General features: G+C 49.3%; 11 protein-coding genes. 8 read left to right on the top strand and 3 right to left on the bottom strand.

The window, feature by feature from the left end; translation table 11 throughout:
• Both IKG78_RS18495 and IKG78_RS18490 read left to right on the top strand, forming a co-directional pair.
• On the top strand, nt 1-2,273 hold a 2,273-nt coding region (locus IKG78_RS18495; protein ID WP_290946241.1), incomplete at its 5' end, for a hypothetical protein.
• A 380-nt stretch (nt 2,274-2,653) separates the two neighbouring features.
• On the top strand, nt 2,654-3,439 hold the full coding sequence (locus IKG78_RS18490; RefSeq protein ID WP_290946239.1) for an inositol monophosphatase family protein: 786 nt from the start codon (nt 2,654-2,656) through the stop codon (nt 3,437-3,439).
• A gap of 494 nt (nt 3,440-3,933) precedes the next feature.
• On the opposite strand, the gene IKG78_RS18485 is transcribed toward IKG78_RS18490, so the two are convergent.
• Both IKG78_RS18485 and fabD read right to left on the bottom strand, forming a co-directional pair.
• Nucleotides 3,934-5,475 carry an acyl-CoA carboxylase subunit beta gene (locus tag IKG78_RS18485; RefSeq protein ID WP_290946237.1) on the bottom strand — a complete coding sequence of 514 codons (1,542 nt, stop codon included), beginning with the start codon at nt 5,473-5,475 and terminating at the stop codon, nt 3,934-3,936.
• Nucleotides 5,476-5,502: 27 nt separating this feature from the next.
• Nucleotides 5,503-6,351, bottom strand: coding sequence for an ACP S-malonyltransferase (gene fabD / locus IKG78_RS18480; protein WP_290946236.1), 849 nt, complete (start codon nt 6,349-6,351; stop codon nt 5,503-5,505).
• Nucleotides 6,352-6,593: 242 nt separating this feature from the next.
• Here fabD and IKG78_RS18475 point away from each other — a divergent pair, with 242 nt between their 5' ends.
• Genes IKG78_RS18475 through IKG78_RS18450 form a run of 6 tightly spaced genes read left to right on the top strand, consistent with a single transcriptional unit; the run spans nt 6,594 to nt 12,091 of the window.
• A complete protein-coding gene (locus IKG78_RS18475; RefSeq protein ID WP_014544921.1) occupies nt 6,594-6,839 on the top strand; it encodes a phosphopantetheine-binding protein in 246 nt (81 codons plus the stop codon).
• Nucleotides 6,840-6,877: 38 nt separating this feature from the next.
• Complete coding sequence (locus IKG78_RS18470) at nt 6,878-9,274, top strand: beta-ketoacyl-[acyl-carrier-protein] synthase family protein (RefSeq protein ID WP_290946234.1); 2,397 nt, start codon at nt 6,878-6,880, stop codon at nt 9,272-9,274.
• Between the two features lie 22 nt (nt 9,275-9,296).
• A complete protein-coding gene (locus IKG78_RS18465) occupies nt 9,297-10,028 on the top strand; it encodes a glucose 1-dehydrogenase (protein ID WP_290946232.1) in 732 nt (243 codons plus the stop codon).
• Nucleotides 10,025-10,471 carry a 3-hydroxyacyl-ACP dehydratase FabZ gene (fabZ, locus tag IKG78_RS18460; RefSeq protein WP_290946230.1) on the top strand — a complete coding sequence of 149 codons (447 nt, stop codon included), beginning with the start codon at nt 10,025-10,027 and terminating at the stop codon, nt 10,469-10,471. Before IKG78_RS18465 ends, fabZ begins: the two co-directional genes overlap by 4 nt.
• Nucleotides 10,472-10,529: 58 nt before the next feature.
• Entirely contained in the window at nt 10,530-11,243 is a 714-nt protein-coding gene (locus IKG78_RS18455; RefSeq protein WP_290946228.1) for a lysophospholipid acyltransferase family protein, read from the top strand.
• Complete coding sequence (locus IKG78_RS18450) at nt 11,243-12,091, top strand: patatin family protein (protein ID WP_290946227.1); 849 nt, start codon at nt 11,243-11,245, stop codon at nt 12,089-12,091. Before IKG78_RS18455 ends, IKG78_RS18450 begins: the two co-directional genes overlap by 1 nt.
• Nucleotides 12,092-12,226: 135 nt before the next feature.
• Here the strand turns inward: IKG78_RS18450 and IKG78_RS18445 are convergent, their stop codons facing one another.
• Entirely contained in the window at nt 12,227-12,376 is a 150-nt protein-coding gene (locus IKG78_RS18445) for a hypothetical protein (RefSeq protein WP_290946225.1), read from the bottom strand.
• Nucleotides 12,377-12,585: the final 209 nt, after the last annotated feature.

The raw sequence follows: 12,585 nt of genomic DNA, 5'->3' as shown, positions 1-12,585 counted from the left end.
GGGAAATTTCCGAATATTCCGTCTTGAAGGAATGTAGTCCGGGGGTTCCCGAAGGTACGGCATGCTTCAAGATCCGTTACCGCTATCCGATTTCGACGGACAATTATTCCGGTTTGTGCATATGGCTTGATACGACTGTCGTGGATTCCACAACATTGACTGTAAACAGCAAGCAGATAAAGAAGGCTCATGAGGGTATCGAAAACTCGTTTTTCAAGGAATATAAGAATTCGGGCGATTACTTTGATACGCTTGATCTTACGGATAAAATCACCGAATTCGTGAAAAAGGGCTACGATATTCTTCAGGTCGCGATGGTCTGTGAGTATGACGATGGGGGGGATCCTGGATCTGTGCAGCGTGTGTTCTTGCGGTTTAAAGATACCGAACCACCGGCCATTGTAGAGCCTCTCAAGGATTCCGTCTGGGCCACTGGGGCAATGTTCGAGTGGTACCGTCCGACGGATCGTACCGATTTCCACACGCCTGGATTTGTTTCCGGAGCGATTTATGGCTATAACATTCAACTTTGGTCCGAGGACCCGGATGAGGATATTCGCAATCTCGATATTACAGTAATTACGCCTGATGGAGCTGATCGCAAAGGCAATAGCTACTATAAGCGTCATGCTCGAATCCGTTCAAGCAACAGAGTTGTCCGTGTGGATACAGTTGCTCACGGCAATAAGGATAAAAATTACCTTCATCTTGTGGTTATGGACGGGAAGGGTTATGATTCGTTGAGTATCAATAAAAACTTATTCCGTCTGTTCGTTGAAGGTCTGCGGACACAGACTCCGAGCAAAAAGTTTAAATATACGATTGCGATTTCGTCTTGGGATATGGTAGGCAATCGCAGTGGCTCCGAAGCCGATTCCAAGACCCCGGTCGATGCTTACCAAACTGTTTATACGACAGATTCTATTGCGCCCTTGATGCCGAAGAAAATATTTACGAAAGAAGATACGCTTTTCCCTGGATACACAAAACTAGACAGTAATAACAGGGTTGTTATTTATTGGAACCGTAGCGTGGATCCGTTTAAGTTTAATCATGGAATTAAGGTTGATTCTGTTCTTCGTATTCCTAGTGGTTGCAATGAAGGCTCTTGCTATGAAGTTGTTTCAAATTATATCATTGAATATTACAATAAACTAGAAAAAACTTGGAATAGATATTCTTATATGGGGGGGGATGACCGCTATGGAATTCGTTACAGTAGGGATGACGACGGAAGCTTTAAAAATAAAGTGGACGGCACTTTCGTGACGGATACAATTCGCTGGGTTGCTCCGGGAGATACGTTGATTTTGCGGATTCGAGCTGTGGATAGTTCCAAGTATTATTCTGTTGCGCTGGTGGACACTATCTTTGTTTCTCCGGGTGCGATTGCCGCTGAACTAGAATGCCCTGATGGTTTTGTCGCTGTTTCGACAAAGGAGTCCAAGAAGTTCTGCATGGAACGCTTGGAACATCGTGATCGGGCTGGAAAGTTTGTAACAAACGTTCTGCATTCCGAAGCTTTGGCCGCTTGCGAGGCTATTACTGCGGAGGGTTTTGAAGTTTCTCTTTGCCAAGAACGCGATTGGGAACTCGTTTGCCTCTCCGATGGGGCGTTGTCGTATGGCGTTATCGAAGAGGACGGCTCGAAAGCGTCGTCGTATTTGTTCGGAGTCTGCAATGTGAGCACCGGCGATTCGTCGATTGCCGCAGATATCGTAAAGCGTGATCGGAATTGCATGAATCCGATGGGCGTGAGGGATTTGCCTGGCCAGTACCAAGAGTGGGTGAGAGGTCGTTCCGACGATACGGTTGCTGTGTTGAAGGGGGCTAGCTACAAGAAATTCGATGGTCTTGATCGTGAATCTATTGCCTATTGCACTAACCGTAGTTTCCCTTATTACACGCGTCCGGGTTATACGCAAGATACTGTCTATCTTTATCGTGAAGGAACTAAAGTCGATACGGTCTATGCCGCTGATACGTCAAGAACTTTATATGAAATGCTGACGAAAAAAGATTTCAAGGATACGCTTCAGTTCTTTGATGTTGTTGATGCTAACGGCAAGGTTGTTGGCTCGGACTACTCGCTTTATTCGGAATACAAGAAGGGTGGTAAATCTTGGCTTGATTCTCTTGCCAATGGTCTCACGTATAAGCCTTCGAAAAAAGAAGTAGTGTTCCTTACTGGCGAGAAAATCTATTACCGCGAGGTGTCGTCGTTCTACAAATCGCCGACCATCGGATTCCGATGCTGTGCGTACAAGAAGTAAGTAGGAAGTAGGCGGTAGGAAGTAGACTGTTGGAATTTTAGGGGCTAGAGGCGAGAGAACGGGCTTCGCCCTACAGACGACAAATGCATAAGGCGAATGTTGCAGGGCTGCTCGCAGACCTATAACTGAGCCTAGCATTTGGTACTTGTACAAAGACGAAAGGTTTTTACAGTCATCCCGGCTTTATGCGGAACGGATGGCGAGAGAGTTTGGACTTTTGCACTTTGATGAATTGAAGTTTTCATCCTGGAGGCTCCCTGGAGCCGATAGGATCCATTGCGAAGGCGTTATGGAACATGGCAGAACGCTGCTGTGATAGGAATCATAAATTAATTCGTCATCTTTGAAAAAGTGAAAATTTGAAAAGAAGCAAACGAAAAATGAATACCGATGAATTTTTAAATGTTGCAAAAGACCTTGCCCGTCGGGCGGGCGACCTGTGCTTAGAACTTCAAAACAACTTGGGCGATGTGCGTTACAAATCCGCGAAGGATGTTGTGACAATTGCTGATGTCAATAGCGAAAAGCTCATTGTCGAGGGGTTGCGGAACGCTTTTCCGACGCACTCCATTCGCACCGAAGAGGCGGGCGTTATCGAAGGCTCGGATCCGCGTTACCGCTGGATTATTGACCCGGTCGATGGTACGGTGAACTTTAGCCGTGGCATTCCGCTGTGGGGAATTTCGATTGCTCTGCATTTTGAAGGCAAGCCGCTTGTCGCTGTCGTGAACTTGCCAAAGCTTGGCGAACTTTACTCTGCCGCAAAAGGACTGGGGGCGTTCATGAACGGCAAACCGATTCATGTGAGCCGCGAAACGAATGCGATGCATGCGATTGTTTCGAATGGCGATTTCAATGTGGGCGATGCTGCGAAAATCAATGTGCAGAATTCGCATAACTTTGCTCGCGAAGCAGAAACGTTCGAACGCGTGAAATGCTTGGGGTCTGCGGTAATCGAGGGCTGCTTTACAGCATGCGGTCGCATTGACTGCTTTGTGATGACCATGAGCTACCCGTGGGATATCGCTGCGATTGCGCTCCTCGTCGAAGAAGCGGGCGGCAAATCCACGCACATCGACGGAACGCCCATGCAGTTCGTCGATGGAGAACAAGTGATTTTTAGCAACGGCTTGCTGCACGACACGCTCGTGAACACGCTACGTTAAGGCTTGATGCGTGCATAGGACTTGACCTGCAATGGCAACGCGGAAATGCGAAATGCGAAAACGCGGCAATGCGAAAACGCGGAAACGCGGAAAAAGTGAAAAATGCGGGAAATGTGCTACCAAATCGAGAATATAATACGATTTGGTAGCATAAATTTCAAATAAATTATCTAAAAATAGGCCGAAATCATATTTTTTTGCAGAATTTGTGCTACTAAAAGTTAAAAAAAGCTGGTTTGGTAGCACTATATAACGTGTTTTACTTAAAATGAGTGAAGACAAAGTAGAAAATGTGCTACTAAAATTCGAAAAAGTTGAAATTTGGTAGCACAAAATGGCAAAAAAGCCTTTTTACAATCCGTAATCGTGCTTTCCACAGCTTTTTCATAAAAAACATCCCGACTCCTACGAGTCGGGACATTTCAATTGCTTTATGCATTAGCCAATAGCTATGAACTAACCACTGTCTACTGCCTACTGTCTACTGCCGAAGGCTACAGCGGAATATTTCCGTGCTTCTTCCAGAGAATCGCCTTCTTCTTGTTCTTCAAGTTTTCGAATGCAGAAACAAGGCGGTCGCGAACGCTCTTCGGCTCGATGACTTCGTCGATGAATCCGTTGCCGGCGGCGATGTACGGGTTCAAGTACTTTTCTTCGTACTGAGCAATGTACTGTTCACGGAGCTTAGCCGGTTCAGCAGAAGCGGCGATTTCCTTTCTGCGGAGGATATCAACAGCGCCTTCGGCACCCATCACGGCGATCTGAGCAATCGGGAGGGCGAACACGCAGTCTGCGCCGAGGTTCTTGCTGTTCATGGCGATGTATGCACCACCGTAAGCCTTGCGGAGGATGAGCGTCACGCGCGGCACTGTAGCTTCGGCGTAAGCGAACAAAAGCTTTGCACCGTGGCGGATAATGCCGTTGTGTTCCTGCTTCGTGCCCGGCATGTAACCCGGAACGTCTTCGAGCGTAAGGATAGGAATGTTGAAGCTGTCGCAGAAGCGGACAAAGCGTGCAGCCTTGTCGCTAGCATCCACGTCCAAAGAACCGGCGAGGTACTTCGGCTGGTTAGCGACAACGCCAATTACGTTACCGTCAAGGCGGATAAAGCCGATGACGACGTTCTTTGCAAATTCCGGCTGGATTTCGAGGAAGGAATCCTTGTCGGCAAAGCATTTGAGCACGTCGCGAACATCGTAAGCGCGCTTGAAGTTGTCCGGAATGATTTCTTCGATGTCGGCGGACTTATCGACAATCGTACCGGCCTGAGCGACAGATTTGTCTGTGTTGCTCTGCGGAAGGTACTTGAGCAAGTTACGCACACCTTCGAGGCATTCCTTGTCATCTTTATAGACAAAGTGGGCAACACCGGACTTGGAAGAATGAACGCCTGCGCCACCGAGCTGGTCGGGGGTCACGACTTCTGCAGTCACAGCCTTCACGACTGCCGGGCCCGTGATGAACATCTGGCTCGTCTTTTCGGTCATGAAGATAAAGTCCGTAATCGCCGGAGAGTAGCATGCACCACCTGCGCACGGTCCGAGAATCACGGAAATCTGCGGAATCACGCCGCTGGCCCAAGTGTTACGGGCAAAAATGCCACTGTAACCGTCGAGGGAACTCACGCCTTCTTCGATACGAGCTCCACCGCCATCGTTGATGCTGATGAACGGCACCATGGAATCGAGGGCGAGGTCCATCACGTGGCAAATCTTCTTCGCATGTGCGGAACCGAGAGAACCGCCGCTCACCGTGAAGTCTTGGGAGCATGCATACACCGGGCGGCCATTGATCTTGCCGTAACCCGTCACGACACCGTCACCGTAAATACGCTTGGATTCCGGGAGTTCGATGCTCTGGGAAAGGCGCATGGCTCCGATTTCCTTGAAAGTGCCCTTGTCAAAAAGGATTTCAAGACGTTCGCGAGCGGTGAGCTTGCCCTGGGAATGTTGCTTTTCTACACGAGCGGCGCCGCCACCGGCCTGGGCCTTGGCGTTGCGTTCGCTCAACTTTTCTAAATACGATTTATCCCACATAAAATTCCTGTATATTATATAGCGTCCTTATTTCTGGATGCGCTTGATAAGGTTGGTGAGAACTTCTCCCGGGCCAAGTTCCTTGAATTCCGTGGCACCGTCTGCAATCATGTTCTTGACGGTTTGCGTCCAGCGGACGGGGGAGGTGAGCTGGGTGAGGATATTTGCCTTGATTTCGTTCGGATCCGTGTGCGGTTTCGCATCGACGTTCTGATAGACGGGGCAAACAGGAGTGGAAAATTCTGTTTCTTCGATGGCCTTGGCTAGTTCTGCACGGGCACTTTCCATGAGCGGAGAGTGGAATGCACCGCCGACTTGCAACGGGAGCACGCGCTTCACCTTGCCGGTGAGATACGTGGCAACTTGGTCGATACCGGCTTTTTCGCCAGAAATCACGACTTGACCCGGGCTATTGAAGTTTGCCGGAACGACGACGGCATCCTTGACTTGAGCGCAGGCTTCTTCGACGAGTTCGTCTGCACCGCCGAGAACTGCAGCCATCGTACCCGGGCGGAGTTCGCATGCCTTCTGCATGGCTTCGGCACGCTTGGCGACGAGCTTGAGGCCCGCTTCAAATGTGATAGCGCCTGTAGCGGTAAGTGCGGAAAATTCGCCGAGCGAGTGCCCAGCGGCCATATCCGGCTTGCCACCCTGGACCTTGGCCATAGCAACTGAGAGCAGGAACACTGCCGGCTGCGTGACTTTTGTCTGCTTGAGGTCTTCTGCGGTGCCATTGAACATTATGTCGGTAATGTCAAAGCCGAGAATTTCGTTTGCCTTGAGGAACATCGACTTTACGTCGGCGTTCAATTCGAATAAATCTTTGCCCATTCCTGGGAACTGAGAACCCTGACCGGGAAATACGTATGAAATCATGAGCCGAAATTTAGTAAATAATGTTTCTCGAAATGATATTTTAATGTGTCAGAATGCTTTCTTTTTAAAAAAGTTCACAATACGAGTTTCTGTTTGTCAGACATATATATTATATAGTGTAGTGGCGTTTACTGTTTATCCGTTAAATTTGCATTTTGTATCTTTTTCTTAAAGATGGTAGTTTTGAAAAGAATATTTTTCTATCTTTGTGCTAAATTTTTATCAAAAGAGGATATAATAACATGGCAAACGAAGAAATCAAGAGCAAACTCAAGGCATTCTTTATGTCCGATCTCGGTGTAGATGGTGACGTTTTGAACTACGATACGCCGCTTTTTGGTGAAGAAATCGGTCTGGACTCCGTGGACTCCCTTGAGATTATCTCCTTCGTCGATGACAATTTTGGCGTTTCTATGACTGGTGTTGCAAAGGAAAACTTCCAGAGCATTGATACCATCGCCGCTTTCATTGAAAAGAACAAAGCTTAATTAAGTTCTTTTTTATCCGAGAATTGTTTGGAATTTCTATGACATCTAATAATCGTCGTTGTGTTGTTTCGGGCCTTGGCGTGATTTGTGCCGTAGGCAACAATGTTGAAGAAACCTGGAAAAACGCCCTGAATTCTGTTTCCGGTATTCACAAGACCACTTCTCTTGATACCAAGAACTGCTATGCGGACTTGGCTGCCGAAGTGAACTGTGATACTTTGGACGATATTGAATCTCCGGACGAAAAAGACCGCGCCTCCAAGCTCTGCATCAAGGCTGCAAAAGAAGCATTGAACGATGCTGGCCTTGGCGATTTTGCCGATAGCAGCCGCGTAAGCGTCATTATCGGTAGCTGCGTGGGTGGTGTCCTCAGCATTGAGAAATACCATCGTGGCACTCGTGATGTCCATGAAATTCCAAAGATGCCCATTGCCGCAATCGCATCCCAAGTGGCGGAATCTTGCCATGCGGGCGGCATTGTGACGAACGTGGGTAACGCTTGTGCTGCCGGTACGATTTCCATTGCACTTGCTTGCGACCTTATCCGTGCAGGCAAGGCCGATGTCGTTATCGCGGGTGGCTCTGACTCTTTCGCTTCTGTTCCGTATTCCGGATTCCTTTCGCTCCATGCCTTGGATGAAAACGGATGTTCTCCGTTCAACCACTGCAATGGTATTACTTTGGGCGAAGGTGCTGGCGTTGTGATTGTCGAATCCTTGGAACACGCCGAAAAGCGTAACGCCAAGCGTTATTGCGAAGTGCTCGGCGCAGGCGTCACAAGCGATGCCCACCATATCACGGCTCCGCGCGAAGATGGCATCTGCCTCCTCGAAGCGATGGAACGTGCCGTCAAGAATTCTGGCATCAAGAAATCCGACATTGGCTACCTCAATGCTCACGGTACCGGTACGGGCAAGAACGACAATGCTGAAATCAACGCCTTCCTCAAGTTCTTCGGTGAAGAAAACCCGACCTTGAGTGTCAGTTCGACGAAGGTGATGACCGGTCACTGCCTCGGTGCTGCAGGCGCTATCGAAGCTGTATTTAGTATAAAGGCACTTACGACGAATACTGTTTTGCCGACTCTCCATTACACTGCCGAAGATTCCGAAGCCCTCAAGGCGAAGGTCGGGGCAATGGATTACGTGCAAAATACTCCACGTAGTAAGGAACTCGAATGCGTCATGAGCAACAACGTCGCTTTCGGCGGCACGAACGCAAGCATTGTGTTCAGCAAGAAGCCGGGCGATGTGCAGAGCCAAGTTGCGAAGGACAAGAAAATCGCTGTCACCGGTATCGGTATCGTAAGCCCGATCGGCAACAGCAAAGAAGTTTACCTTGAATCCGTCAAGAACGGCAAGCTCCCGGAATCCGCTTCCGTGCATGCGACTGTTACGAATGACGATTACAAGGAATTAGGCATCAAGATGGCGTTCTACCGCAAGCTCGACAATCTGGGACAGCTCCAGACGGTGTCCGGCATGCGCGCCCTCAAGGATGCGAATTTTACAGTCACCGAAGACAACGCCAAGCAGATTGGTATCATCGTGGGTACAAGCGAAGGTGGTCTCGGGGCAACTTACGATTTCCAGGAACTCATTACCGAAGAAGGCAATGCTGGCGGCAGTGCTTTCAAGTTCCCGCATACCGTCTATAACGCTGCTGGCGGATACCTCTCTATTCTCTCCGGTATCAAGGGTTACGGCGTGACGATCACGACGGGTCCGCTTTCTGGCCTCGATAGCATCGGCTACTCCATGAACGTTATCCATGACGGTCAGGAAGACGCTATGATGGCGACGGGTACGGACGAAAACTTGCCCATCATTACAGAACTCTGCCAGAAGATGAACGTCGCTGCGGACAAGGTTGTAGAACCTTATTCGGATTCTAAGGGCTTTGTTGTGGGTGAAGGTTCTGTTTCTGTTATCTTGGAAACGGAAGATTATGCAAAAGCCCGTGGTGCGAAAGTTTATTGCTACGCGCTCGGTTACGGCAATGGCCGCAAGAACGTGAAGTTTGGTCACATTATCGGTTCCGGCGAAGCTCTTGATATCGCTATCAAGGATGCTCTCAACGATGCCGGTGTCAGCATTGACGAAATTGATGCCATCTGCGGTTTTGCGAACGGCTTCAAGACTTTGGACGATATTGAAAAGGCTGCGTACGCACGCGTATTTGGCGACAAGCTCGCAAACCTCCCGCTCTTCCAGGTGAAGGAACGCGTGGGTGAAGGCCGTGCCGCTACGGCAACGCTTGCCGCAGCCGATGCCGCTCTCATGCTCGGTGGCGAACTTGCCGAAGAAAACGCCTACTTTGTCGCAAATGACGGTAGCGTTTCCAAGAAAAAGGTCGCAACGGCTGGCTTCAAGAAAATTTTGGTGACTTCCTTTGCTACGGGCGGTTCTTACAGTGCCGTAGTACTCGGAAAATAAATTTGTTAGAGGAGAATTTATAATGAAAGTTGCAATCGTTACTGGTTCTTCTAAAGGGATTGGCAAAGCTTGTGCTTTGCGTCTCGCTCGTGACGGCTACACGGTCGTCGTAAACTACTCCAGCTCTGATGCTGCTGCCCAGCAGACTTTGGACCAAATTAAGTCTGAAGGTGGCGACGGCATGATTTACAAGGCTAACGTAGCCGTGCTTGCCGAAGTCAAGCAGATGGTCCGCGATGTTTTCAAGGCTTATGGCCGCATCGACGTTCTCGTGAACAATGCCGGTATCGTCCGTGACGAATACCTCCTCATGATGAACCCGGACACGCTCGACAAGTGCTTTGACTTGAACGTGAAGGGCTACTTCTACTGCGCTCAGCAAGTCGCTGTCAAGATGTACAAGCAGAAGTCTGGCGTTATCATCAACATGTCTTCTGTTTCTTCCAAGTTTGCTCTCGCTGGACAGGCCGTCTATAGTGCGACGAAGGGCGCTGTGAACTCCTTTACGCAGACGCTTGCGAAGGAACTCGGCGGCTATGGCATCCGCGTGAACGCTGTCGCTCCGGGCTTTGTCGCAACTGAAATGATCGAAGCCATCCCGGAAGAAACCCGCAAGGGCTACCTCGAAAAGGTGCCGCTCAAGCGATTTGCAACGGCTGACGAAGTGGCCAACGTCGTCTCCGCTCTTGCTTCTGACCAGTTCGCCTACGTGACGGGCCAGGTCATTGTTCTGGATGGAGGTCTTTCTCTATGATGAACATTTACCAGATCAGCGAAAAGATTGCCCAGCGTCCGCCGTTCCAGATGATCGAAAAGGTCACGGAACTCGTTCCGAACGAATCTGCGATGGGCATCAAGAACGTTTCCGTGAACGAACCGTACTTCATGGGACACTTCCCGGGCACCCCGATTATGCCGGGTGTCCTCATTTGTGAAGCTTGCGCTCAGCTCTGCTCGCTTGTGATTGAAAAGCCTGCCGAAGACCTCGAAAAGAACTTGTACGTTCTTTTGAAGATTGACGGTTTCAAGTTCGTGAAGCCGGTGATTCCTGGCGACCAGCTCGAAATTTCCGTCAACAAGACGAAGGGCGGCGGGGTTATCGTCGGTTTTGACTGTGTTGTCAAGGTGAACGGCAATGTCCATGCGAAGGGCTCCCTCACGTTTACGAGCATTCCCAAGGAAAGCCTTGGGAAGTAATTAATTATCCTTTATTGTCATCCCGGCCTTATGCCGGGATCGCCATTATACATAGTTGATGATTGAAAAAACGAAACAATTTTTTGTCGATTTGTTCTGGAAGTTGGTGCTCCTCCTGGTTGTTTACGGGGTGCGTACTTACTTGTTGGTGATTTATCGCCCTAAAATGACGTTTTTAGGGGAATCGGTCAAATCAACGAGCCTAAAACAACCGATGGTGATTATTGCAAACCATACGAGTATGCTTGATCCCTTGATGGTGCAGGCCTTGTTTTTCCATAACAGGAGTATCGTTGTTGCCAAGGACCAAATTGAAGACCCGCATTTCAGCTGGGCTTTGAAGCGTTTCAAGAACGTCATTCCTTGCGACCGTTTTAATTTGGACACCGAATGGGCGCTCCTTGCGAAGAAGGAACTTGAAAAGGGCAATTCCGTGATTATTTTCCCCGAAGGCAAGTGCCGCTATGACGGTCTCCTGAACGAATTCAAGACCGGTTTTGCGTTTCTCGCTCGTAGCACGGGTTTTCCTGTCCTTTCCCTTGGCATTGATGGTATTTACAAGTTTGGGCACCGCACGCAGATTGTGGTGGATGAACCCGAAAAGATTGAACGCGTGAAGGGGATTCCCTCGTCTAAGCATCTTGCTGAGCGCAGCGAGTATTTCCGCCAGAAGGTTTGGGAACTCAAGCAGCGTGCTTTGGGGCAGATGGGGGCGATTTTGCCGGTTACTGCAGAAACTCCTGAAGAAATTATTCCCGAGGAGAACAAGTAATGAAAATAGGCTTGGCTCTAGAAGGTGGGTCGCGTCAGACCATTTTTTCGGCAGGCGTGTTGGACGCTTGGCTCGACGAGAATATTGACTTCTCGTATTTTTGCGGTGTCAGTGCCGGATGCCATGCGGCGATGAACTTCATCACGCGGCAGCGCGGGCGCTTCCGTTACATAATCCAACCGAGAAAAATTCAGCAGGGTAAGGATAAGGCTCACCGCATTTTTGACGGTATCCAGAAAGAATGCTACGCCTTGCATTATGACGCTGCGTATGGCGATATGCCTTTCGATTTCCATCTGTTCTTCGGTTCGGGTGTGGAATGCGAATTCGGGCTCACATGCTTGGAAACGGGGCGTTCGGAATTTTTCCAGGAGTACATGAGCGAAAAGCGTTTGCTTGATATCGTAAACGCGAGCAGTGCGCTCCCGATGCTTTTCCCGATGGTGCAGATTGACGGCAAACATTATGCGGACGGCTGCGTGACATCTCCGATTCCCTACCAGCGTGCGTTTGAAAAGGGTTGCGACAAGGTGGTTGTCGTCTCGACGCATTATCCCGGCGAAATCGTGACGGACTTCCGCAAGTACCGCATGATTTTGAATCCGATGTTCAAGCGGAAGTACCCGGATTTCTTCAGGGCTTTGATGTTGCGTTACAAGCGTTACGAGAAGATGTTTGCCGAAATGGAAAAGCTCGAGAAAAAGGGAAATCTCATGATTTTCCGCCCGGAACGTGAAGTTTGCGATTTGTTTGCGACGGACCGTAACGAGCTTGACGAAACCTACAACATGGGTTTTGAATACGCCAAGCGCCGCATGGACGACCTCAAAACATTCATGGAACTTTAATTTAGCAGTGCCCCCCGGCCAAAGCCTTTGCTGCCTGCACTGAGCTTTTTGCCGAAGTGAGCAGAGCCGAAGCATGCCGGGGCCTGTTGTTTATGCAATGGCCGTCATCCTCGGAGCGAAGCGTAGGGGATCCAGTCATTTTTTTGCGATAAACACCGATGCCGGCACAGAGGCCGGCATGACAGCGAACGCCTTGTCACCCCGGCCAAAGCCTTTGCTGCCTGCACTGAGCTTTTTGCCGAAGTGAGCAGAGCCGAAGTATGCCGGGGTCTGTTGTTTATGCAATGGCCGTCATCCTCGGAGCGAAGCGTAGGGGATCCAGTCATTTTTTTGTTTTTTATAACAACATTTTTCTATTTTATATATTGTAGGCTTTGTTTGTTAGGTTTTTATGGAGGTTTTGTATGAATTTTGGCATGCTGCGGGAATTCTCCAAGAGCCATCTTGAAGTGCCGTCATTCTGTCATCCTGGAGCGTCCCGGAACAAGTCCGGG

It is taken from the genome of Fibrobacter sp. (assembly GCF_017545445.1).
Taxonomy (GTDB): domain Bacteria; phylum Fibrobacterota; class Fibrobacteria; order Fibrobacterales; family Fibrobacteraceae; genus Fibrobacter.
This window is presented reverse-complemented; position numbering and strand designations above follow the sequence as displayed.